General features: G+C 66.3%; 25 protein-coding genes. 8 read left to right on the forward strand and 17 right to left on the reverse strand.

Features of this window, described 5'->3' with window-relative positions:
• Positions 1 to 8 precede the first annotated feature (8 nt).
• The 16 genes from C451_RS17195 to pyrB all read right to left on the reverse strand — a co-directional run bounded on the left by C451_RS17195 (position 9) and on the right by pyrB (position 11,009).
• Complete coding sequence (locus C451_RS17195; protein ID WP_007742533.1) at positions 9 to 734, reverse strand: HNH endonuclease; 726 nt, start codon at positions 732 to 734, stop codon at positions 9 to 11.
• 149 nt (positions 735 to 883) lie between these two features.
• Positions 884 to 2,176: a GTPase HflX gene (gene hflX / locus C451_RS17200; protein WP_007742534.1), complete on the reverse strand. Its 1,293-nt coding sequence runs from the start codon at positions 2,174 to 2,176 to the stop codon at positions 884 to 886.
• A gap of 114 nt (positions 2,177 to 2,290) precedes the next feature.
• Complete coding sequence (locus C451_RS17205; protein WP_007742535.1) at positions 2,291 to 3,211, reverse strand: hypothetical protein; 921 nt, start codon at positions 3,209 to 3,211, stop codon at positions 2,291 to 2,293.
• 15 nt (positions 3,212 to 3,226) lie between these two features.
• Positions 3,227 to 3,625 carry a hypothetical protein gene (locus C451_RS17210; protein WP_007742536.1) on the reverse strand — a complete coding sequence of 133 codons (399 nt, stop codon included), beginning with the start codon at positions 3,623 to 3,625 and terminating at the stop codon, positions 3,227 to 3,229.
• 116 nt (positions 3,626 to 3,741) lie between these two features.
• A complete protein-coding gene (locus C451_RS17215) occupies positions 3,742 to 4,467 on the reverse strand; it encodes a ribosome assembly factor SBDS (RefSeq protein WP_007742538.1) in 726 nt (241 codons plus the stop codon).
• A gap of 71 nt (positions 4,468 to 4,538) precedes the next feature.
• The gene (gene psmA / locus C451_RS17220) at positions 4,539 to 5,294 is read right to left on the reverse strand and encodes an archaeal proteasome endopeptidase complex subunit alpha (protein ID WP_007742540.1); all 756 of its coding nucleotides are present in this window, start codon (positions 5,292 to 5,294) and stop codon (positions 4,539 to 4,541) included.
• Positions 5,295 to 5,298: 4 nt separating this feature from the next.
• A complete protein-coding gene (locus tag C451_RS17225) occupies positions 5,299 to 5,775 on the reverse strand; it encodes an Rpp14/Pop5 family protein (protein WP_007742541.1) in 477 nt (158 codons plus the stop codon).
• Between the two features lie 2 nt (positions 5,776 to 5,777).
• A complete protein-coding gene (locus C451_RS17230; RefSeq protein WP_007742542.1) occupies positions 5,778 to 6,413 on the reverse strand; it encodes a class I SAM-dependent methyltransferase in 636 nt (211 codons plus the stop codon).
• Positions 6,397 to 7,104: an RNase P subunit p30 family protein gene (locus C451_RS17235; protein ID WP_007742543.1), complete on the reverse strand. Its 708-nt coding sequence runs from the start codon at positions 7,102 to 7,104 to the stop codon at positions 6,397 to 6,399. Before C451_RS17235 ends, C451_RS17230 begins: the two co-directional genes overlap by 17 nt.
• 1 nt (position 7,105) lies before the next feature.
• Entirely contained in the window at positions 7,106 to 7,531 is a 426-nt protein-coding gene (locus C451_RS17240) for an RNA-binding protein (protein ID WP_007742544.1), read from the reverse strand.
• A gap of 31 nt (positions 7,532 to 7,562) precedes the next feature.
• Complete coding sequence (locus C451_RS17245; protein ID WP_007742545.1) at positions 7,563 to 7,742, reverse strand: hypothetical protein; 180 nt, start codon at positions 7,740 to 7,742, stop codon at positions 7,563 to 7,565.
• Between the two features lie 71 nt (positions 7,743 to 7,813).
• Positions 7,814 to 8,356 carry a DUF6789 family protein gene (locus C451_RS17250; protein WP_007742547.1) on the reverse strand — a complete coding sequence of 181 codons (543 nt, stop codon included), beginning with the start codon at positions 8,354 to 8,356 and terminating at the stop codon, positions 7,814 to 7,816.
• A gap of 60 nt (positions 8,357 to 8,416) precedes the next feature.
• Positions 8,417 to 9,238, reverse strand: a complete 822-nt coding sequence (locus C451_RS17255) for a hypothetical protein (RefSeq protein ID WP_007742548.1) — start codon at positions 9,236 to 9,238, stop codon at positions 8,417 to 8,419.
• A 55-nt stretch (positions 9,239 to 9,293) separates the two neighbouring features.
• Positions 9,294 to 9,500: a hypothetical protein gene (locus tag C451_RS17260; protein WP_049913186.1), complete on the reverse strand. Its 207-nt coding sequence runs from the start codon at positions 9,498 to 9,500 to the stop codon at positions 9,294 to 9,296.
• Positions 9,501 to 9,582: 82 nt separating this feature from the next.
• Positions 9,583 to 10,095, reverse strand: coding sequence for an aspartate carbamoyltransferase regulatory subunit (gene pyrI, locus C451_RS17265; RefSeq protein ID WP_007742550.1), 513 nt, complete (start codon positions 10,093 to 10,095; stop codon positions 9,583 to 9,585).
• Positions 10,092 to 11,009 carry an aspartate carbamoyltransferase gene (gene pyrB / locus C451_RS17270; RefSeq protein WP_007742553.1) on the reverse strand — a complete coding sequence of 306 codons (918 nt, stop codon included), beginning with the start codon at positions 11,007 to 11,009 and terminating at the stop codon, positions 10,092 to 10,094. The genes pyrI and pyrB overlap by 4 nt, the downstream gene beginning before the upstream one ends.
• 91 nt (positions 11,010 to 11,100) lie before the next feature.
• On the opposite strand from pyrB, the gene C451_RS17275 reads away from it, so the two are divergent.
• Together C451_RS17275 and C451_RS17280 are read left to right on the forward strand one after the other, a co-directional pair.
• Entirely contained in the window at positions 11,101 to 11,727 is a 627-nt protein-coding gene (locus tag C451_RS17275; RefSeq protein ID WP_007742554.1) for an RAD55 family ATPase, read from the forward strand.
• A 59-nt stretch (positions 11,728 to 11,786) separates the two neighbouring features.
• On the forward strand, positions 11,787 to 12,113 hold the full coding sequence (locus C451_RS17280) for a hypothetical protein (protein ID WP_007742555.1): 327 nt from the start codon (positions 11,787 to 11,789) through the stop codon (positions 12,111 to 12,113).
• A gap of 18 nt (positions 12,114 to 12,131) precedes the next feature.
• On the opposite strand, the gene C451_RS17285 is transcribed toward C451_RS17280, so the two are convergent.
• The gene (locus C451_RS17285; RefSeq protein WP_007742556.1) at positions 12,132 to 13,088 is read right to left on the reverse strand and encodes an FKBP-type peptidyl-prolyl cis-trans isomerase; all 957 of its coding nucleotides are present in this window, start codon (positions 13,086 to 13,088) and stop codon (positions 12,132 to 12,134) included.
• A 149-nt stretch (positions 13,089 to 13,237) separates the two neighbouring features.
• Here C451_RS17285 and C451_RS17290 point away from each other — a divergent pair, with 149 nt between their 5' ends.
• The 6 genes from C451_RS17290 (at position 13,238) to C451_RS17315 (ending at position 21,471) form a co-directional block, all read left to right on the forward strand.
• Positions 13,238 to 13,480: an amphi-Trp domain-containing protein gene (locus tag C451_RS17290; protein WP_007742557.1), complete on the forward strand. Its 243-nt coding sequence runs from the start codon at positions 13,238 to 13,240 to the stop codon at positions 13,478 to 13,480.
• Between the two features lie 25 nt (positions 13,481 to 13,505).
• Complete coding sequence (cyaB, locus tag C451_RS17295) at positions 13,506 to 14,060, forward strand: class IV adenylate cyclase (RefSeq protein ID WP_007742558.1); 555 nt, start codon at positions 13,506 to 13,508, stop codon at positions 14,058 to 14,060.
• Positions 14,061 to 14,128: 68 nt separating this feature from the next.
• Positions 14,129 to 15,328 carry a methionine adenosyltransferase gene (locus C451_RS17300; protein ID WP_007742559.1) on the forward strand — a complete coding sequence of 400 codons (1,200 nt, stop codon included), beginning with the start codon at positions 14,129 to 14,131 and terminating at the stop codon, positions 15,326 to 15,328.
• 165 nt (positions 15,329 to 15,493) lie between these two features.
• The gene (locus C451_RS17305) at positions 15,494 to 18,262 is read left to right on the forward strand and encodes a COG1361 S-layer family protein (RefSeq protein ID WP_007742561.1); all 2,769 of its coding nucleotides are present in this window, start codon (positions 15,494 to 15,496) and stop codon (positions 18,260 to 18,262) included.
• Positions 18,263 to 20,710: an efflux RND transporter permease subunit gene (locus tag C451_RS17310; RefSeq protein WP_007742563.1), complete on the forward strand. Its 2,448-nt coding sequence runs from the start codon at positions 18,263 to 18,265 to the stop codon at positions 20,708 to 20,710.
• Positions 20,707 to 21,471 (forward strand): TrmB family transcriptional regulator, encoded by a 765-nt coding sequence (locus tag C451_RS17315; RefSeq protein WP_007742565.1) that lies wholly within the window; start codon positions 20,707 to 20,709, stop codon positions 21,469 to 21,471. Before C451_RS17310 ends, C451_RS17315 begins: the two co-directional genes overlap by 4 nt.
• Positions 21,472 to 21,483: the final 12 nt, after the last annotated feature.

Genomic DNA, 21,483 nt, shown 5'->3' on the forward strand with positions numbered 1-21,483 from the left:
ATTTCCGATCAGTTACCGTCGAGCGGTCGGATCTCGCTCTGGCCGTCGAGCACGAGCTGTGCGTCGCCGTCGTACTCGTTCGTACGCCCGCCGATCAGGCGATAGCGTTCGTTTTCGTGCAGTCGGCGAAGTCCGTTGTCCGCCCAGACGACGAACCGGATCAGCGTCACATCGTCGTCACGATCGCTGTCGACCGGCGCGAACAGGCCGACCTGTTGAACCGACGACGAGGAACTGTTCCACAGCGTCGCGACCCGTACGTCGGTGCTGACGCCGTGATCGGTCGGAAGTGTGGGCAGCGAACCGACCGGGGTGAGTTCGATCTCGCGGCCGTACTCGTCGGTGACGCTCTCCGGGCTGCTGGTGAGCAAGTTGAACAGTACGGGAACGACGAGCAGCACGCGGAGCACGCGCCACGTCAACGACCGCGTGTTCCGGCGCTCCCAGTCCCGTGCTCGCCGTTCGAGTTTCCCGTTGCCGGCGTGTTTGTCGGCGTGGCAGGTCGGACAGAGCGTCTGGAGGTTCGACAGCTCGTGGCCACCACCGTCGGATTTCGCCACGATGTGGTCGACGTCGAAGTAAACGTCGTCGACGCGCGTGCTCTTGACGCCACAGCTCTGACACGTGTAGCCGTCGCGGGTGAGCACCGCCTTCCGTCGGCCGTCCCAATCCGGCGGATACTCGTTGCTCGTGTAGTCGTCGTACGCGGGGTTGTAACTCGTCTCCGTCGCCATGATCTGTGACGTTCGGCGAACGTTTCGTCGATGACAAGAAACTACCGGGATCGTCGTCCGTTCGGTCGCCCGCTGTCCCCGGATTCGAACCGGCTACGCGACCCCGGGAACGATGACGGTCGACGACGATTCCGCTACCGACCGAACGCTCAGGCCGACTCGGCCGGCACGGTGAGGTTCGCGGCGCGATCCCGGCTCTGCTCGACGACCGTCGGGCGCGCGGCGAACGTGACCGTCACCTGCTCGCCGTAGGAGACGTCCTCGACGCGGGCGTGATCGTGGATCCAGGAGACGAGGCTCATCGTCCCGTCGCCCATCGGCAACACGAGCCGTTCGCGTTCGTAATCGGGAAGTTCGTCTTCGACGCGTTCGAGCAGTAGCTCGACGTCGTCGCCCTCGGCGGCGCTGATCGACACGGGATTGGGTGCGAGCGCCGACAGCGCCTCGCGCTTTTCGGCCAGCTCGTCCGCGTCGACCCGGTCGGTCTTGTTCAGAACGGTGACGATCGGGGCCTCGTTGCGCTCGTAGAGCGTGTCGTGGGCGGTGACGAGCTTCTCGCGCATCGTCTCGGTCGGCTCGCTCGCGTCCACGATCAGGAGCACGAGGTCGGCGCGGTAGACCGAATCGAGCGTCGACTTGAACGATTCGACTAGCCAGTGCGGGAGATCGGAGATGAATCCGACCGTATCGGTCACGAGCACTGGGCGATCCATCGCCGCCCGGCGCGTGGTCGTCCCGAGCGTCGTGAACAGTCGATTTTCGGATTCGGCGGTCGAATCGAGATCCGGATGGAGCCCCTCGTTCTCGTCGATGTCGACGTCGGCGGCGAGCCGGCGCAACAGCGTCGACTTGCCGGCGTTCGTGTAGCCGGCCAGCGCCACGAGATCGAAGCCGGACTCACGGCGCTGTTCGCGTCGATGGGCTTCGGTCTCCTCGATCCCGTCGAGCTCCTCGCGGATCGCGCTGATCTGGGCCTTGATGTCCTGCTCACGCGATTCGTCGTACTCGCCGAGCCCCATGAACCCCGGGCGTTCGTCGCGCTTGGCGAGGCTCGTCTTCGCCTCCGCGCGCGGGAGTTCGTATCTGAGTTCGGCGAGTTCGACCTGGAGCTGGGCCTTCTTCGTCTCCGCGCGCTGACCGAAGATCTCGAGGATCAGTCGGAACCGATCGAGCACTTCGGTGTCGCCCGGCAGATGCTGGCCGAGGTTGTAGATCTGGTACGGGCCGAGCCGGTTGTCGAAGATCACCGCCGCCGCGTCCCGATCGCGGACGAGCGCCGCGAGCTCGTCGGCCTTCCCCTCGCCGAGATGGAGCGCGGCGTCCTCGGTTCTGGTCTGGGTGAGCGTGCCGACGACCTCGTGACCGGCCGCCGCCGCGAGATCGGCGATCTCACCCGTGTCGGCGCTGCCCGAATCGACCCGCTTTGCGATGATGACCTTCATGTGGTGGCTCGACGCGTGGCGTCGATCGGTCGGAAATACGGCTCCATCCCCTTTCAATCCCGGGTCCGATTCGTCGTCCGTCGCTCGCTGCCGACCGAACCGATCGATGCGTCGTCAGGTCTGTTCTTCGGGCGGGACGAACGGGCCGACCGAGACCGTATAGCGCGCGATCGTGGCGAGCCTGAGCATGTAGCTGAGGAGGATCGCGAGCGGCAGCAACACGATGGCGATGGCGGCGCTGACGACGATCGGCAGCAACGGCTGGGCGACCGTCGTGCTCGGGACGGACGTGTAGACGGTCGTGGCGTAAAACGCGACGAGCAGGATGGGGATGCCGAGGGTGGCCAGCCGTCGCGAGAGCTGTGCGAGATCCTGCTGGATCGCGATCGTCTTGAAGAACTGTCGGGCGACCGCGACCGCTTCCAGCAGCTCCGTCACCGCGTCGAGCTCCTCGGTCGAGCGGTCGTCGTACGACTGGCGGATGGTCTCCGTTTCCGTCAGTCGCTGTGCGTAGGCCGGCCCGAGCAGGGTCGAGACGATCGCCATCGTGTCCCCGGTGCCCGCGACCCCTTCGAGGCGCTCGGCGTAGGAGTGCATCGCCGAGCGGTACTCCTCGATCTCGTCGGTCGTCTCACCGTCGTGCTCCGTCGCGAACGCTTCCACCCGCTCGTCGAGCGTCTCGCCGATGAGCGCGAGGAACGCCGCCGGGTCGTTCGGGCTCGTGGCCCGCCCCGTGAGCTCCGCGACCGACTGCCGAAACTCGCGCGTACCGTCGAGCCGGTCGGTGAGATCTTCGACCGTCCCGAACACCCGCGAGAGCACCAGCTGGTTCACGGTGAGCGTGATCGTGATGACCGAGAACAGCCCGGAGACGACGCCGCTGCCGAACATCGACGAGACGGCACTCGCCGGCTGGAACGTGATGAGTTCGATCTGCGTCGCACCGAACGTGATCAGGAACGCCGCGGCGGCGAGCAGAACGGAAACGAGCAGTCGGTTGCCGTCGATGAGGATCCACTTCGAGAGTTTGTTCATGATGAGCGTCTCCAGTCAGCGTAGCGAATCGCCGGTGATCGTCGCGTTGCGCGTTTCGACGACGGTGCCGTTGACGGTGTTTGCGGCAACGATGGTCGCGGATCCGTCTGGCGGCAGGAGGACGGTCACGCTCGACTGGCCGCTATCGAGCGAGGTCCGGTGGAACGTCTCGCCGTTCGGAGCGACGACGAGCAGCCGATCGACGCCCTCGTCGGTCGTCGCGTTCGGGACGAGACTCAGCTTTGCGTTCACCTGCCCGATCGCCACCGACCCGTCGGTGGATGCCTCCGCGAACACCGCCGATTCAGTCGTGTTCAGTTCGACGGCCGGATCGGTCGTGAGACAGCCGCTGGTCACGAGCAGTGCGCCGAGGGCGACGACGGCCAGCAAACGAATCCGTACGTCTCGCTCCATTAGCCGACGGTTCGGCACCGTACCGACGGTTCAGCGCTGTACGTCACTCCCGATTTGTTCGTCATGAATCTCCCTCACGCGGCACCGATAAGAGCGTACTGCCTTCGGTGGCCGGCTCACCGGGTGCGGATATCTTCCTCGTCGCGCACTTTCTTGGTCTCGCCCTCGCCCGCCGACTGTTCGCTGACGAGTTCGTAGAAGTCGTTCTGCAGGCCGGCCGGGAACTCGACGACGCCGATCCAGGAGCCGTCGTTCTGCCACTCCTCCCTGACGAGATCGCCGAACTGACGGATCTGTGCCTGTGCGCTACCGGCGTGGTCGGCGGGGATCTGGGCGGCCATCGTCACTTCCTCGAAGCGGATTGGGATCACGGGTCGCAAGGCGTCGAGCGCGTCGTCGATCTGGCTCTCGACGGGTTCCATCGGATCGATCCGGAAGTCGGTCTCTTCGAGCGCCGACTCGATCCGGTCGGGCGGATGGGGCGCGCCGTCCATCTGTGGGTTGACGGCGTTGCGCGCGATCGTGTTGATGAGCTGTTTGCGCTTCTGGGCCTGCATCTCGCGGCGCTGCTCGGCCGTGATCTGGATCTCGCCCTCGCGGATCACCTCAGGGATGATCTCCAGCGGCTCGGTCGTCCCGAACACCTCCTCGACGTCGGCCTCGGCGGGGCGATCCCCGCGGGAGGCGTCCTCGAAGACGTCCTCGGCGGCGATCACGTCCTCGAGATCGCCCTCGAACTCGTTGCGGTCGATGGAGAGCGCCGCATCGGGATCGACGAGCACCTCGAAGCGTGCCCCGTGGGATTCGAGGCGTGCCGTCACCGCCTCGTCGAGCGATATCATGCCACCCTCTGGGGGGCGAAGCTACAAGTCGTTTCCCATCGCGAAAAAGCGCGGCCCGCTTGGCGTCGTGATTACTCGTCGGTGTCCTCGTCGTCGCTCTCGAAGAGCCCGTACTCGTCGAGATAGGAGTCGACCTCGTCGTCGGGGAGCTCCGCGAAGCGCTCGGTCTCGACGTCGATCGTGGCGACGCCGATGCCCTCCGGCGTGAGGCCGCCGTCGACGGATTCGGCGAGCGTTTCGAGGGCGAGACCGATGCCGCCCTGGAGATCCATCGACTCCTGATAGTTCTCCTCGAGATATTCGATCATCTCGCTGCGGCCGGAGCCGATCGCGAGCGCCTGCCACTCCGACGACGTGCCCGACGGATCCGTCTCGAACAGTCGCGGCTCGCCGTCCTCGATGCCGCCGATGATGAGCGCCACGCCGAACGGGCGTGCGCCGCCGACCTGTGTGTACTGCTGGATGTGGTCGGTGACTTCCTTGGTGATCGTTTCGACGCCGATCGGCTCGCCGTAGCGGAGCTGTTCGACCTGGGCCTGGCGGCGTGCGAAGTCGATGAGTTGGCGGGCGTCGGCGACGTGGCCCGCGCTGGCGATGCCGATGTGATCGTCGGCCTTGTGCATCTTCTCGACGCTCTCGCGCTCCATCAGCGGCGAGCGGAAGCGCTTGTCGACGGCGAAGACGACGCCGTCGTCGGTCTTGACGCCGATGCTCGCGGTGCCGCGCTTGACGGCCTCGCGGGCGTACTCGACCTGGTAGAGTCGCCCGTCCGGCGAGAAGATCGTTATCCCGCGGTCGTAGGCCTGCTGTTGGGATTGTCCCTGCATAGTTTTAGATATCGAGTGTTGTCGCTCCCACGAACCCACTCCCCGAGTCTATCTCGACCCGATCGCCCCGCACGGTCGCGAGCCGTCGTGCATCCGCGAACGCGACGTTTCTCTCGGCGGATTCTCGGGCCGCGCGACTTTTATACCTTTCCTCACAGGCGCGTATCGTTCCGCTCACGCCGAGCAGCCGGATGCCGACCGGCGCGTCGCCGACGGTGTCGATACAGGCGATCGCCGCCCGTGCTCGCTCGACCTCACCGTGGCGCACCCGGACGATCGCCATCCCCGATCCGTCCTCCACCTCGAAGTCGATGACCCTGAGGTCGGCATCGGCGCTCCCCGGATCGCCGAGGAGGTTCTGGGCGGCGTACCAGCACTCGCGCTGGAAGTCGCGGGTGCCGAAGTCGTCGTCGGGCCACGATTCGATCCCGACCGCGAGATAGCGCCGGCGCGGACGGAGATGTTTCGGCAGGTGTTTCACGCTTACTCGTCTGCCGTCGATGCGTCACTTCCGTCGGCGCGTTCGGCGACCAGCACGCCGACCTGATCGTGAACGCGCTCGACCGCGGTGAGCGAGAAGCCAGCATCCGTCAGCGCGTCCGCGAGCGTGCCGACCGTGGCAGGATCGTCGACTTCGGGCGAGTAGAAGGGCTCGTCGGGATCGGGCTCGTCGAAGAACATCACGTCGCCGAGCACGAATTTTCGAGGACCGAGAGCCGCGATGGCCTCGATCGCCTCGTGCTTTTCCTCGTCGTCCAGATGGTGCATCGCGAAGTTCGAGACCACGATATCGACCGACTCGTCGACCGCCGGCTCGCGGAAGCTCCCCTCGCCGAACGCGACGTTCTCGATGCCCGCGTCCGTGGCTTTCGAGCGGGCTTCGTCCATCATCCCGTCCGAGATGTCACGGCCGACGACCCGTTCGGCGTCGCCCGCGAGCGCGAGGGCGATGGCTCCCGTCCCGGTGCCGAGATCGAGCACGGTGTCGTCGGCGTCGGGCGCGGCGTGTTCGACGACCAGCGACGAGCAGGCGCGGTACTCGGCGCCGTCCTGCTCCTCGTCGTAGTTCCCGGAATGCTCGTCGAAGCGCGCGGCGTGTTCCTCAATCGTCTTCTTCATGTCTCCCTCTCCGGACGCCCGGCCCAATGAACGACTCGCTTAGGCGCTCGCGATTGCGAGCGGCGAGACGACCCCACTCGGCGAGCCCCTGCGCGACCGCCTCGCGATCGAAGCCGACGACGTCGCCGAGCGCGAGCAGCTCCCGGGGTGCGCGCAGTTCGAGGTGGCTCTCCGGGCTCGCGCTCACCACGTACGGTGCGTCGTAGTAGGTGACGATCTCGCGGAGTTTGCGGAGATCGCCGAGCGCCTGGACGCGCTGGCCGCCGCTCGTCCGGAGCACGCGCCCGAAGTCGAACTCGAAGCGCACACCGTTTCGCTTCGCTGCCCGTGCGAGCACGTGATTGACGTCGCCGTCGGCCATCGGCCGGGCGAGGACGTCGACTCGGGGCTCCTCGCAGGCGAAGCGGTTCAGCGCGTCGGAGCCCTCGACCACGACCAGCGTGTGCTCCTCGCGGTGCTCTTTGACCCGCGCGCTCGCCGCCGATCGGCTCTCGCCACCGATCTCGACCGCGTCCACCACGTCGATGTCGTACTCGCCGGCGACCTCGCTTCTGCTCGGCCCACCCTCGAACGCAGCGGGACCGTTGCGAACGACGATACCCGAGAAATCGCACTCTGCAGCCGTCAGCGCGAGCCGTGCGGCGGTGCTCTCGCCGTCGGGATACGCACGGACGGCTTCGTATGCGTCCATCTTACGCCCGCGATTCGAGCGCGTCGGCGGCGTTCTCGATGGCCGCCGCCTTCTTCGCGGGGTAGGCCTCGACCTTCGCGCGGAGTTCGATCCCCGGGCCGCGCTCGACTCGTCCGCCGTAGGCTGCCTGTTTGTCGAGGCGCAGGAACAGCGAACAGTTCTCGTCGACACGCTCTTCGAGTTCGGTGCGGATCGCGTCGAGATCGATCGCGGCGAGTTCGTCGAGCACGTGGCGAATCTCGTCGGCGTTCTCGACGCGAGCCGACAGCACGACGATGCGATCGCCGTTGAACCCCTCGTTCTCGATACGGTTGATCGCGACCTCGTCGGGGAGGAACTGCCGGAGCGCGCCCTGGACGCGCGCCTCGTCCTCGGTCGCATAGCAGAAAGTCCGCAGGTCGATGTAGTGGAACGGAACGCCGCTCATACCCTCGTTCAGTTCTCGGGCGACAAACGCCTTACTCCTCGGCTTCGAGCGAGTCCTCGGGCACGCCCGCCTCCTGACCCTCCTCGAAAGTCACGGTGTAGGTCGCGTCGCCGAACATCGTCTCCATCACCTGCGTCACCGTCCCCGTCTCGCCGTCGTACTCGCTGTGCTCGTCGTGTAGAACGACCTCGTCGTCTTCCTCGAAGCTCATGGATCGCGTTATCGGACGGGTGGATAAAAGCGCCGTGTTTCGCCGTGAACGGCCGTGCGCCGCGGTCCCGATCAGGTTTCCTTGCTCACGCTCATCGTGTCCGTCGTGACGAACAGCACCTCCGTCCGCTGGGCGACGACTGCGAACACGAGTCCGAGCAGGACCCCATAGGCCCAGTGGGCGAGTAGCGTCAACAGGAGGTAGAGCACGAGCGCCAGCCCGGCCTGTGAGCTGTAGAAGGCGACGAGGAACCCGGTCCACATGATGGTGGCGAAGACGAACCCGCTCTGGACCATCGTCCGACCGGGGAGATAGTCGTTGAGTACGGCGAACAGCAGCGGCCACGTCGTCATGCCACCGCCGGCGAAGATGACGTAGCCGAGCAGCGCGTTGTCCGGCCGTCCGAGGCCGAGATAGGCGAGTTCCGAGAAGGCCGCGCTGTCGATGACACCGAGGGCGATCCCGGCCCAGAGGATCGGTGCCATCGCGAGCAGGCCGACCCCGCCGGCGATCGCACCGATGACGCCGCCCTTGACCACGGCGACGACGTCGTTTTCGGCCTCGCTCTGTGATTCGCCCGCGATCGCCGCGATGACCGAATCGGACCGTGACATATGAACACACAGTCGGCCAAAAATAAAAGTCCATCGCGCGAGGGATCGACGAGAGCCGATTCAGCCGTAGGAGTGGCCCTCGTTGCGCTCGGCGTTCATCCGCCGAATCGCCCCGCAGGCCGTGCTCGCGTCGTAGCCGAACAGGACGTCCTTGGCGTAGGCGTCGGCGACCTCGCTGGCGTGGATCAGCTCGTCGAGATCGATGTCGGGCGCGTAGAGCTCGATCGAGAACGGTGTGCTGAGCGCATCGAGAAAGCCCTTGGCGATGATCTCGATCCAGTAGGTCGTCGAGTAGGCCATGTCGTACAGCGGGACGACGAACTCGTCGACGTACTCGGAGAGTTCGTCGAAGTCGATGCCAGAGCGTTCGACGAGATGGCCGGGATACGGGTCGGGATGGAGCGTGAGATACAGTCGCCCCGGCACGCGCTCGGCGGCATCGGCGACGAAATCGGTGATGGTCTGGCGACGCCATTCGAACCGGTCGTCGAACGCGCTTTCCTCGAACCGCTCCATGCAGCGGTCACAGAAACAGTATTCCGGGCGGGGAAAGCCCACGTCGTCGAGGCGGACGTCCCCACTGATCGCGGCGGCGTCGGCGATCGTTTCGAGCAGCCCCTCGCGGTAGCCGGGATGGGTCGGACAGACGTACGCCCAGTCGAAGTAGCGGCGCTCGCGAGTCGCCCGCTCGCCAGCCTCGTTGACCGGCACGATCTCGGGATCGGCGTCGGCGATTGCGTTGTCGGCGTGACAGGAGATCATGCTCACCGCGTCCTCGACCGGTTCGTTCGTCCGGCCGCTCACGGATTTCACCTCGAAGAACGCGCGGTCGAACTCCGGCCAGTCGAGCTCCTTCTCGTTGCGCGTGACGACCCCGAACATACCGGGAGTGGGGTGTGGGCGCGGGTAAGCGGTTCGCTCCGCGCAGCCGATTGATTCACTTCCAGCCGGCGGCAGCGAAGACGATACCGAACAGGAGACCGACCACCAAGAGCCCACCGCCGCCGATGGCGTAGAGCTCGGTCGTCGTCCACTGGAATCGGCTCCCGTAGCGCAGGATGCCCGCGGACACCAGCAGGGTGAGCCCGGAGCCGACGAGCGTCGTCACGAAGTCGAACCCGAAGCGTGCGCCCGGATCGGCCATATCGTCCACCGGTTACGGACGGGTTTCGGCCTTCGGCCGGCGGCTGCAAGCGTACGCCCAGCCGCAGTCGAAAAGTCACTCCTCAGACGTCGATGTGGTCGGTCAGGCGTCGGCGGATGATCGTCCCGCAGTACAGACAGCGCACGCCGTCGTCGAGCACCTCGAAGCGGGTGGCGACCGGTTCGTCTTCGGTGGTGATGCAGTTGCGGTTCGGACACGAGAGCACGCCTTCGACGGTCGACGGCCGCTCGACGCGATTTTTCTCGATCACGTCGTACTCGCGGATGATGTTGATCGAGGCCGCGGGCGCGACGAGCGAGATGACCTCGACTTCGTCCTGACTGAGCTCGCGTCCCTCGATCTTCACCACGTCCTTGTGGCCGAGCCTGTCCGAGGGGACGTTCATCCCGATGCTGACGACCTCGTCGGTGGCGCTGTCGATGCCCAGGATGGCGAGCACGTCCGGCGCGTGCCCGCCCGCGATGTGATCGATGACGGTGCCGTTGTGGATCTTGCTGATCCGGAGTTCGTGCGCCGACTCCTCGCCACCCTCCCCCTCGTCGGCATCGTCCTCACTCCCGTCGTACTCGTTCATCGGTCGTCCTCCGCAAGCAGCAGATCGAGCAGCGCCATCCGTACGGGAACCGCGTTGTGCGCCTGCTCGAAGTAGTGTGCGTGCTGGGTCGCGTCGACATCGGGAGCGATCTCGTCCACTCGGGGCAGCGGATGCATCACCACGCACTCCTCGCGCGCGTCCTCGAGCGTCGCGGCGTCGATGCGGTACTCGCCGGCGATCTGGCGGTACTCGTTCTCGTCGGGGAAGCGCTCGCGCTGGATACGGGTGACGTAGAGGACGTCGAGTTCCTCTATGACGGCGTCGAGATCGGTGTGTTCCTTGAGCCGTGCGCCCGACTCGTGGAGATCGTAGCGCACGCTCCGGGGGAGGCTGAGGCTCTCGGGACTGACGAAATGCTGGCGGGCGTCGAACTTCGTGAGCGCGTAGGCCAGCGAGTGAACCGTCCGCCCGTATTTCAGATCGCCCATGATCCCCACCGTCAGATCCGAGAGGCTGCCGGCCGCCTCGCGCATCGTGTAGAGATCGAGCAGCGTCTGGGTCGGATGCTGGCCGGCCCCGTCACCCGCGTTGATCAGTGGGATGTCGACGAACTCGCTCGCCATCTGCGCCGCGCCTTCACTGGGGTGGCGCAGCACGAGCGCGTCGGCGTACCCCTCGACGACGCGCACGGTGTCGGCGAGGCTCTCACCCTTGGTCGCGCTGGAGGACTCGACCGGCCCCATGTCGAGCGCGTCGCCGCCAAGGCGCTTGATCGCCGTCTCGAAACTCATGTGTGTGCGCGTACTCGGCTCGAAAAAACAGAGCGCGAGCAGGTCGTCGGCGTGGCGATCCCGGTCCGGCGGCGTTCGATCGATCTCGGCCGCGCGGTCGAGTACCGTCTCGATGTCCGCCCGTGAGAGGCTCTTGGCGCTGATGACGTGGTCGTGGCTCACTGCATACAGCCGGGCACCGACTCGTCTTGAATCCCCCGACACGCCCCGTCCGCCGGCAAGCTTTATCCAGCCTCACCAGCAAGATAATCCAATGCCAACGCGCCTGCCGACCGGCATCGACGTTCTCGACAATCGACTCGGGGGTGGGGTTCCTGCGGGAAGCATCGTCGCCCTTTCGGCCCCGCCAGCGAGCCAGGCTGAACTCCTGCTCGCCGAGTTCGTGGTGCCGCGCGATACGCTCTATCTCGCGCTCGACCGACCCGCGGCGGTCGTCTCGGCGAACATCGAACGAACGGACGTCGATACCGGCGACCCGACGGTCCGGACGATCGACGCCGATGATCCAATCGACGAAGCGCTCGCCGTCCTCGACGACCTCCCCGAGCGCTCGACCGTCGTCGTCGATCCACAGTCGGTGATCGAGCGCGCCAAGCGCCCGGCGTTTCTGGAGTTCATGACCGGCCTGCGCCGACGCGTCGACGACACGGGGAGTATCGCCGTGTTGCACTGCCTCGACGGGCGTGACGTCTCGCCGCTGCGCGACAGCACCGAACATCTGGCGGACGTGATCTTCCGGCTCACGACCGATACGACTGGCGCGACGATCGAGAACCGTCTCGCGGTGCCGAAGTTCCGCGGCGGGCGCGCGCTCACCGAGACGCTCAAACTCACCCTCACCGATCGAGTCGCCGTGGATACCAGTCGCGATATCGCGTAATGAGACGGCGGCTGTCACCGGCGGAGCGTTTATGCGACGGCCGGCCGACAGCGCCCGCAATGGCAACCGCAGAGTCGACGTTCGACCTCCGACGCCTCGCCGCCCAGATCGTGCTCGTCGGGCTGGTCGTCACGGTCGCGCTCAGCGACTTCGGCAACCCCGTCTTCGCCGTCGTCGGCTTCCTCAGCGGGCTGTTGCTCGTGCTGGCGGCGGTCGATACGATCCGCGAACATCCGCTCTACCCGGTCGCGTTCGGCGTCGTCATCGTTCTCGCGGGTGTCGGCGGGATCCTGATCAACGGGTTCGGGTTCGTCGTCGCGCTGCTCGTTCTCGGCGGGCTCGTCTACCTCGGCGATTGGGGCTATCGGCAGTACGAGCGCGCCTAACGGTTCGACGCGGGGTCGTTACTCCTCGTCGAGTTCCTCGGTGATGTCGTCGACGTCCACGTCGGCGTCCTCGAGCTCCTCTTCGATGGCGTCGAGGTCGGCCTCGCCACCGCCACCGCCCATACCGCCCATCATGCCACCCATGCCGCCCATCATCCCGCCGGTGCCGTCGATGACCTCCTCGACGACCACGCGATCGAGGTCGAGCCGGTCGATGAGATCGCCCAGGATCTGCTGTTTGCCCATCATCCACTGCTGGTCGAACTGGAGCTGAGGCGACTGCTCGATGTAGAGCGTCTCCTTCTCGACGACTTCGGTCTCGAACTCGGGTTCGCTCTCTTCCTCGTCGTCTTCGTCCTCGTCGGGCTCGACCATCTGCTCTTCTTCGACCTCGTCCGTTTCGATGCGCATATCGAAATCGGCGTCGAAGTACATGCCGAGCATCCCCTCTGCCTGTTCGAGGCGGTCGTCGACCGTGTCGAGCACCTCGTAGTCGTACTCGACGTCCTGGCCGGCGAGCGGGTGGTTGAAGTCCACGCGTGCGCGGCCACCGATGATCGTCTCGACGTGGCCGTGCTCGCCGTCGATGTCGACGTGGCCACCGGGGTAGCGGTCGTCCTCGGGGATGCGGTCGGCGCTCACGGTCCGAACCTCGTCCTCGTCGTACTCGCCGAAGGCCTCGTCGGCGGGCACCGTCACGGTGCCCGAATCGCCGGCCTCGCCGCCGGTGAAGTCCTCCTCGACGGTGTCGAAGAGGTGGCCGGCACCGACCGCGATGACGCGCGGTTCGAAGCTCTGCTGTTGGTCGTCGACGCCTTCCTCTTCGGCAACCTCCTCGTCGGTCGTATCGACGAGCTGGTCGTTCTCGACCGTGCGGGCGGTGTAGGCGAGACGGACGAAATCCCCCTCCTGAATCCCGCTTGCGGCTTCCTCGTCGGCGTCCGATGCGGACTGTTCGCTTGCTTCGTCGCTCATACCCTCTCAACTCCCGTTCGACGTTTAAGAACGTTGCTTCACGTTCGCCTGCGGACGACGAATCGCGCTGCTCACGTACTGCAAGCGAGCGACGTCGTCGCCGTTCGTGCAGGGGACAGGTTTAGGAACCGGAACGTCCTCTGTGGAGTATGGTAGACACGACCGAAGCGAGTCAGTCCCTCTCGCGCGACGAGGCCGCCGAAGCGCTCGAATCGCTCGCGAACGAGCTGCGCGGGGACGCCGAGATGACGGTCCTCGCCGGCAACAAGTCGGTCGCACTCACGCCGCGCGACACCCTCGATTACGAGATCGAGGTGAGCGAGCGCGAGCCGATGCTCGGCGACAAACGCGAATCGATCAGCATCGACCTCAACTGGAAAGCCGAAGAGTAGTTTCCGTCCCGGACGAACGACCCTCGTGTACGAAGTCGAGTGTAAGGTCGCCAGCCCCCACGAACCGGTCCGCGAGCGGCTGTCGGCGCTCGATGCCGACGTCGTGGGCACCGTCGAGCAGGTCGATACGTACTACGATGCGCCACATCGGAGCTTTCCGGAGACCGACGAGGCGCTCAGGATCCGCCGCGAGGACGATGCGGTACGACTCACCTACAAGGGACCGCTCGTCGATGCACGATCGAAGACCCGTGCCGAACACGAGACGGCGATCGGGAGCGCCGAGGCGATGGCGAACGTCCTCGACGCGCTCGGGTTCGTCCCCGCCGCGACAGTCGAGAAGACCCGAGAGGAATTTCGCTGCCGGGGCTATACCGTCGCGCTCGATTCGGTGGCGGGGCTCGGCACGTTCGTCGAGGTCGAGGGTGAGGCCGAAACCGAAGACGAGATCGAACGCGTGCGCGATGGCGCGCGCGATCTCTTGGCGGCGCTCGACTGTGATCCGGACGAACAGATCCGGACCTCCTATCTCGAACTGCTGTCCGCGGCCGAAACGGACGAACGACCGCCGAACGAATAACTACTGGTTATCTCCGGGCGCGCGAAGGTTTCCGCAAGTTATAGGCCAGGCGGCGGCGAACCCACGGCATGACCGAACGCAACATCCGCGTGGCGGCGCTCGATCGGCCGGCCGCCGAGGACGAGCCGGTCGAGATCGTCGAGCGAAAGGGGATCGGCCATCCCGACTCGCTGTGTGACGGCATCGCCGAGAGCGTCTCGCGGGCGCTCGCGGCGGCCTATCTCGATCGCGTCGGACGGATCCTTCACTACAACACCGACGAAACCCAGCTGGTCGCCGGTAGCGCCGCCCCCGCCTTCGGCGGCGGTGAGGTCGTCGAACCGATCTACCTGCTCATCGTCGGGCGCGCGACCAGCGAGTACGAGGGGACGACGATCCCCACCGAACCGATCGCGCTCCGGGCGGCCCGCCAGTATCTCGAAGCGCACGTGCCGGAACTCGACGTCGGCACCGACATCGTGATCGACGTCAAACTCGGTGAGGGCAGCGGCGACCTCCGGGACGTCTTCGGCGAGGGTGGCGTGGCGATGGCCAACGATACGAGCTACGGCGTGGGTCACGCGCCGCTCTCCGAGACCGAGGAGATCGTCTTGAACGCCGAGCGGCGACTCACGGGCGAGTACGCCGCCGAGCATCCCGAGCTCGGGCCCGACGTGAAGGTGATGGGCAAGCGCGAGGGCGACGAGATCGATATTACTGTGGCGGCCGCGATGGTGGATGCGTATATCGGGGACGTCGATGCCTATGCCGAAGCGGTCGAGGAGGTTCGCGAGTACGTTGCCGAGATCGCCGGCGAGTACACCGATCGGGCGGTCTCGATCGACGTGAACACCGCCGACGACTACGATGCGGGCTCGATCTACCTCACCACCACCGGCACCTCCGCCGAGCAGGGCGACGACGGCTCCGTCGGGCGGGGCAACCGCGCGAACGGACTCATCACGCCGAACCGCTCGATGAGCATGGAGGCCACCTCGGGTAAGAACCCGGTCAACCATATCGGCAAGATCTACAACCTCCTCTCGACGGAGATCGCCGAGCGCGTCGTCGACGACGTGGCCGGCATCCGCGATCTTCGGGTCCGACTGCTGAGCCAGATCGGTCGCCCCGTCGATCAGCCACACGTCGCCGACATCCACGTGAGCACCGAGGCGGGCATCGCCGTCGGCGACGTCGAGGACGAGATCCGCACGATCGTCGACCGCGAACTCGCCGACATCACCGGGCTGACCGAGCGTGTCATCGAGGGCGACATCTCGACGTTCTGACGACGGTTTCTCTCGCTGGGTTGCGGATTCCGAAAGCCGTATAACTGTTAGCTGTGTGTATCGACGTAGTATGAGTGCCGTCAGTAGGAGAATACACACAGGGGGTGCGGGCCGTCTCGATGGGCCGCAATCGACGAGCAGGCGGTCGCTGCGGAGGAGTGGTGAATGAACCGGGCCGCGCTCGCCGCCGTTCTCGTCGTTCTTCTCACGATCCAGGGAAGCGTCGTCGGCGTCCTCACGGGCGACGTCTTGCCGAACGAGAGCACGAACGACAGTCCCAACACGACCGTCGAACAGTCGACGGAACTCACGACCGCTGGATCGCCGGGGACGGGTTCGACCTCGGTGATGGCGGCCAACAACGAGGACTCCCACGAGACGTCGGCAACCACGACGGACTCTTCGGAAACGTCGACGACGCCGACTACCACGGAAGAAACGACGACGCCGACCAGTACCGAATCAGAAACGACGACCGAATCAGAAACGACGACTGAAACCGACACGACAACTCCCGAAAATCCCGAGAGCACGAACGACAACGAAACTTCGGATAAGACGGATGAATCGGGCGGATCGGATGAGGAAACTTCCTCAGAACCTGAATCACCGCCTCAATCTCCAACACCAACCGATGGAGAGGCTCCGTCGGGAGACAACGGCGGCAAAGCGCCGAGTGAGGGGACGCCCCCGTCCAGCGGTGCTGGCGAGGGCAGCGCACCGCAGGGTGATGCCGGAAGCGCCACGCCGCCAGCCAGCGGATCCGGTGGTGCCGGCGGGCCGTCGAGGAGCGGTGGAGCGAGCGCCCCGTCGGCCGGTGCCGGACAGCCCTCCGGTGGCTCGGGTGGGGCCGCGGCCCGTCCGGGTGGCGCAGCCGGTGCAGTACCGCCCGGAGCGGGTGCAGCGCCGTCCGGTGGCGCGCCGAACGGGGCCGCTGGTGGTGCGCCCGGTGCGGCGGCCGGTGGTGCGGGTGGTGCACCGAGCGGTGCAGCAGCCGGGGGTGTCCCGAGTGGCGCACCCAGTGGGGTCGCTGGTAGCGCGCCAAGCGGGGCGGCCGGGGCAGCAGGTGCCCCGAGCGCGGCGGGCGCGAGCGGTGCGCCAGGCGGTGCAGCGGCCGGCGGTGCTGCGGGCAGCGCCACGGGTGCCTCGCCCGACGCCGAGTTCAACGTCACCGGGGTCTCCTCCGACGTGTCGGTCGGCGGGACGGGCAACGTCTCGGTGACGATCGAGAACACCGGCGAGGACGCGACCGACGCGGTCGTCAGCCTCCAGTCGCAGTCGAGCGATCTGGTCTTCGGTCAGTCGGCGAAGACGAGTCGGTTCGTCGGCGACTGGGACGAGGGCGAATCGCGGACGATCGAGGTGACGGCGCGCGCGATGCAGGGTGCCGACACGGACGACTACCCCGTCCAGGCGACGGTCTCGTACGACGATGACGACGGCAACGCTTCGCAGTCCGCGCCGCTGACCTTCGGCGTCAGCCCCGCCAGCGAACAGGGGTTCACCCTGAGTAGCGTCGACGGCGATCTCGCGGCCGGATCGGAGGGGACGATCTCGGGAACGATCACCAACGATGGACCCGAACAGGCCACCGACGCGGTGATCACGCTCTCGCCGAACGGGAGCCGCGCCATCGTCCCCCGGCAGTCGCAGTACGTCCTCGGCGAGCTCGATCCCGACGAATCGGAGGCGTTCGAGTACCCCGTGCTCGTCAACAGCACCGCCGAACCCGGCGCGCGCCAGGTCTCGTTCGTCGTCCAGTATTACGACGCGGACGGCAACCCGCTCCAGAGCAAGCCGCTCAACGCACGGGTCGACATCGATGCCGAAAGCGATGACTTCGCGGTGGTCTCCTCCTCGTCCGACGTGCAGGTCGGCGACGAGGGGCCCGTGAGCGTCACGCTCGAAAACCAGGGCGAGAACGTCTCCGAGGCGACCGTCTCGCTGCAGTCGCTGACCGGCGATATCCTGTTCGGGCGGACGGCCAACGCCACGCAGTTCATCGGCGAGTGGCCCGCCGGTGCCCAGCGCACGGTCACGGTCAACGCGACCGCGAGCAATCAGTCCGAAACTCGAAGCTACCCGCTGCAGACGTCGATCTCGTACAAGGACAGCGACGACGATCCGGGACGGTCGGGACCGTTCACGGTCGGGATCACGCCACAGTCCGAGCAGTCGTTCGCGCTCGGAAACACGTCCAGCACGCTCAACGTCGGTGACGAGGGCAACGTCACGGGCACCATCACGAACCGTGGTCCGCAGGATGCGGAGAACGCGGTCATCAAGCTGATCTCGCAGAGTCAGAACGTCAAACCACAGTCGACGGAGGTCGCGCTCGGCAGCCTGCCGGCGAACGGATCGACGGCGTTCTCGGTCCCCGTCGAGGTGACCGACAGCGCCGAACCCGGCGGGCAGCAGTTCTCGTTCGTCGTCGAGTACGACAACCGAAACGGCGACACGCGCCGGAGCGGCACGCTCGACACGCAGGTCGACATCGGGCCACAGCGTGACGCGTTCGTCGTCGAGCGGGCGAACGCGAGCCTCGACGTCGGCGGCTCCGACACGGTGACGCTCAACGTGACCAACAACCGTGAGAGCACGGTCAGCAACGTCAACGCGAAGGCGTTCGTCGACGACCCGCTGTCGATATCGAGCGACGAGGCGTACATCTCTCGGCTGGAACCGAACGAAACCCAGCAGATCGCCTTCGACGCGAGCGCCGGTGGCGACGCGAGCGCCGGCGAGTATCCGCTGTCGGTCGACTTCCAGTACGATTCGGGTGGCGAGTCGAAGCTCTCGAACACCTACGAAGTGCCGGTCGAACTCGTCGAAGTCGAGGACGGCGGCATCCTCTCGTCGCTGTCGATCATGTGGGCGCTCGGCGCGCTGCTCGTCGTGTTCGGCATCGGCTGGGTCTGGTCACGACGGTCGTAGATGGTCGACTATCAGCGCTACATCGACTGGATCGACGAGTGGATCACCGAGCGGCCGCGGACGGTGGTGATCGCGTTCGTCCTGCTCACGCTCGTCTTCGCCGGCGGGCTGGCGAACATCTCGACGGACGCCGGGACGAGCCAGTTCACCGAGGACAGCCCCGCACAGGCCGCCCTCGACGATATCGATCAGGAGTTCTCGCCGTCCTTTTCGGAGGGTAACGGGAGCACGCAGCTCATCCAGTCGGGATCGAACGTGCTCGCGAAGGACGAACTGCTGGCGATGCTCGAAGCCCAACAGCGCCTCGAAGAGCACGAGAGCCAGCGGGTAGTGTCGGCGTCGAGCGCTGCGGGCATCGTCGCCCAGACGATCGATCCGAACGCGACGACCGTCGACGCACAGATCCGGACGCTCGACGGCGCGACACAGTCCGAGATCGAGAGTGCGATCCGGACGGCCGCTGCCGGGCCCGGCTTCACCGGGTTGGTGAGCAACGACTTCGACCGACAGTCGGTATCGGCCTCGGCGACGATCGGCACCGTCCAGCACGACGTTCTGGGCGGAGTGTCGACGTCGTCGGCCGGGACGGGTGGATCGAGCCCGCTGCTCGACATCCAGACGCGTGGACAGGAGATCGTCGGCTCCGTCGATAGCGACATCCGTGTGTTCGGGAGCGGCATCATCTCCGACGAGTTCACGAACATCATCTTCGACTCGCTCGTCATCGTCGTTCCCGCGGCGTCGCTGTTGATCCTCGTCTTCCTGGTCTTCGCCTATCGCGATCCGATCGATCTGTTGCTCGGCGTGCTCGCGCTCGTGATGGCGATCATCTGGACGTTCGGGTTCACCGGACTCGCGGGACTGCCGTTCTCGCAGCTGCTCATCGCCGTGCCGCCGCTGTTGCTCGCTGTCGGCATCGACTTCGGCATCCACGCGATCAACCGCTATCGCGAGGAGCGTGTCCAGGACGTCGGCATCAGCCAGTCGATGCGGACCGCGACCGACCAGCTGCTGGTGGCGTTCTTCATCGTCACCGGTACCACGGTCGTGGGCTTTGCCGCCAACGGCATCAGCGGTCTCGGGCCGATCCGGCAGTTCGGTCTCATCGCCGCCGTCGGCATCGTCTTCACGTTCCTGATCTTCGGGATCTTCCTGCCGGCGGCGAAGGTCTGGGGCGACCAGCTCCGCATCGAGTACGGGATCCCGGAGTTCGGCCTCTCGCCGCTCGGCGAGGAGGGCTCGATCCTCGGTCGGATACTGATGGTGGGTGTCGGCGCGGCACGGCGTGCGCCCTACGTGATCCTCGCGCTCACGGTCGTTCTGACGGTCGTCTCTGGGGCGTACGCGACCGGTGTCGACACCTCGTTCTCACAGGACGACTTCCTGCCGCCCGAGGAGCTGCCGGGCTACGTCGAAGATCTGCCCGAACCGTTCGCGCCCGGTACCTACACCGTCACCGACACGACGAACTTCCTGGAGGATCGCTTCTCGACGACACAGGGGAGTTCGGTGACGATCTACGTCGAGGGGCCGTTGCGTGACGACTACGCGCTCGAATCCATCCAACGGGCGAACGACGACCCGCCGGACGCGTTCGTCGCGAGCAACCGGTCGGCCGACACCGACAGCATCGTCGACGTCATCGGCGACTACGCCGCACAGTCGCCCGAGTTCGCCCAGCTGGTCGCGCGCAACGACGCCGACGCCGACGGCGTGCCCGACGACAACCTCGGCGAGATCTACGACGCGCTGCTCGACTCGCCGTTCCGTGCACAGGCGCTCCAGTACATCACCGAGGACTACCGCAGCGCTCAGGTGGTGTATTCGACCGAGAGCGACGCCTCGAACGACGAGATCACGCGCGATGCACGGACGCTCGCCGATCGATATCGGTTCCCGGCGACCGCCACGGGCCAGACGCTCGTGCTCGAAGCCGTTTCGGGCACCATCCTGACCTCGGCGATCCGGAGTCTCGTCGCCGCGCTGATCGTCACGGCGGTCTTCCTCGTCGCGGTCTACTACGTCATCGAGGGACGGCCCTCGCTCGGCCTGGTGAATCTCGCGCCGATCGTCGTCTCAGTCGCGCTGCTCGCGGGCTCGATGCGACTGCTCGGCATCCCGTTCAACGCACTCACGGCGACGATCCTCTCGATCGCCATCGGGCTCGGCGTCGACTACTCGGCGCACTTCGTCCATCGGTTCATCGACGAGTACCACGAGTTCGACGAGCAGCTGTTCCCCGCCCTGGAGGAGACCGTGCGAGGGACCGGTGGCGCGCTCACCGGGAGCATGCTCACGACGACGACCGGCATCGGTGTGCTCGCGCTCGCGATCACGCCGATCCTCGGCCAGTTCGGGCTGGTCGTCGCGCTCTCGATCTTCTTCGCCTATCTCACGGCGATGCTCGTCACACCGTCGGTGTTCGTCGCGTGGGAGGCGCTCACGTGAGCGACCACGACGAGGCGGTCGCGGCGCTCAAGCGACTCGGACTGTCGAGCTACGAGGCGCAGGTGTTCATCGCGCTCCAGCGCCTCGACACCGCCACCGTCCGCGAGGTCGATCGGACGACCGAGGTGCCGCGCTCGCAGATCTACGGCGCGGCCGAGGATCTCGCCGAGCGCGGCCTGGTCGACATTCAACAGTCGACCCCGATCCAGTATCGCGCGGTCGATCTCGACGAGGCACGCACGCGCCTCCGCGAGCGCCTCGACAGAGAGGAGGATCGCGCGTTCGACTACCTCGAATCGGCTCGTCGTGAGCGCGCCGACGAGAACGAGGCGCAGGAAGATATCTGGACGGTTCAAGGAACCGATACGATCGACGGTCGGGTCGTCACACTCATCGAGGACGCCGACGACCGGGTCGTCTTCGGCGCGCGCGAGGAGGGGACGTTCGACGACGCCGTCGCCGACGCGCTGACGGCGGCGAGCGAGCGCGGCGTCGCGGTGACGGTCGTCAACGGCGACCGAACACGCGAGCGCTTCGGCGACGACGTCTCGTTCCGTGCAACGACCGATGCGCCGAACGACGAGCGGAGCGGGCGCGTGCTCGTCGTCGATGCCGACACGGTGCTCATCAGCGTCACCGGCGGCGATGGCCTGCCGGCCGTCGATCACGAGGCGGCCATCTGGAGCGCCCATACGGGCTTCGCGACGGTGCTCGTCGGCCTGCTCGACGTCTGGTTCGATCAGTATCTCGAAGACGACTGATCCGCGCCTCGA

Origin of the sequence: Halococcus thailandensis JCM 13552 (assembly GCF_000336715.1) — an archaeon.
Taxonomy (GTDB): Archaea; Halobacteriota; Halobacteria; order Halobacteriales; family Halococcaceae; genus Halococcus; species Halococcus thailandensis.

What these genes read in the sequence shown, in the direction of transcription:
- C451_RS17255 (WP_007742548.1), bottom strand. Translation starts at nt 9,238, where the DNA reads ATGTTCGGGGTCGTCACGCGCAACGAGAAGGAGCTCGACTGGCCGGAG.
- C451_RS17235 (WP_007742543.1), bottom strand. Translation starts at nt 7,104, where the DNA reads ATGGACGCATACGAAGCCGTCCGTGCGTATCCCGACGGCGAGAGCACC.
- C451_RS17215 (WP_007742538.1), bottom strand. Translation starts at nt 4,467, where the DNA reads ATGATATCGCTCGACGAGGCGGTGACGGCACGCCTCGAATCCCACGGG.
- C451_RS17210 (WP_007742536.1), bottom strand. Translation starts at nt 3,625, where the DNA reads ATGGAGCGAGACGTACGGATTCGTTTGCTGGCCGTCGTCGCCCTCGGC.
- C451_RS17280 (WP_007742555.1), top strand. Translation starts at nt 11,787, where the DNA reads ATGGCAACCGCAGAGTCGACGTTCGACCTCCGACGCCTCGCCGCCCAG.
- C451_RS17290 (WP_007742557.1), top strand. Translation starts at nt 13,238, where the DNA reads ATGGTAGACACGACCGAAGCGAGTCAGTCCCTCTCGCGCGACGAGGCC.
- psmA (WP_007742540.1), bottom strand. Translation starts at nt 5,294, where the DNA reads ATGCAGGGACAATCCCAACAGCAGGCCTACGACCGCGGGATAACGATC.
- C451_RS17300 (WP_007742559.1), top strand. Translation starts at nt 14,129, where the DNA reads ATGACCGAACGCAACATCCGCGTGGCGGCGCTCGATCGGCCGGCCGCC.
- C451_RS17260 (WP_049913186.1), bottom strand. Translation starts at nt 9,500, where the DNA reads ATGGCCGATCCGGGCGCACGCTTCGGGTTCGACTTCGTGACGACGCTC.
- pyrI (WP_007742550.1), bottom strand. Translation starts at nt 10,095, where the DNA reads ATGAACGAGTACGACGGGAGTGAGGACGATGCCGACGAGGGGGAGGGT.
- C451_RS17275 (WP_007742554.1), top strand. Translation starts at nt 11,101, where the DNA reads ATGCCAACGCGCCTGCCGACCGGCATCGACGTTCTCGACAATCGACTC.
- hflX (WP_007742534.1), bottom strand. Translation starts at nt 2,176, where the DNA reads ATGAAGGTCATCATCGCAAAGCGGGTCGATTCGGGCAGCGCCGACACG.
- C451_RS17310 (WP_007742563.1), top strand. Translation starts at nt 18,263, where the DNA reads ATGGTCGACTATCAGCGCTACATCGACTGGATCGACGAGTGGATCACC.
- C451_RS17205 (WP_007742535.1), bottom strand. Translation starts at nt 3,211, where the DNA reads ATGAACAAACTCTCGAAGTGGATCCTCATCGACGGCAACCGACTGCTC.
- C451_RS17250 (WP_007742547.1), bottom strand. Translation starts at nt 8,356, where the DNA reads ATGTCACGGTCCGATTCGGTCATCGCGGCGATCGCGGGCGAATCACAG.
- C451_RS17245 (WP_007742545.1), bottom strand. Translation starts at nt 7,742, where the DNA reads ATGAGCTTCGAGGAAGACGACGAGGTCGTTCTACACGACGAGCACAGC.
- C451_RS17305 (WP_007742561.1), top strand. Translation starts at nt 15,494, where the DNA reads ATGAACCGGGCCGCGCTCGCCGCCGTTCTCGTCGTTCTTCTCACGATC.
- C451_RS17240 (WP_007742544.1), bottom strand. Translation starts at nt 7,531, where the DNA reads ATGAGCGGCGTTCCGTTCCACTACATCGACCTGCGGACTTTCTGCTAT.
- C451_RS17230 (WP_007742542.1), bottom strand. Translation starts at nt 6,413, where the DNA reads ATGAAGAAGACGATTGAGGAACACGCCGCGCGCTTCGACGAGCATTCC.
- C451_RS17285 (WP_007742556.1), bottom strand. Translation starts at nt 13,088, where the DNA reads ATGAGCGACGAAGCAAGCGAACAGTCCGCATCGGACGCCGACGAGGAA.
- C451_RS17195 (WP_007742533.1), bottom strand. Translation starts at nt 734, where the DNA reads ATGGCGACGGAGACGAGTTACAACCCCGCGTACGACGACTACACGAGC.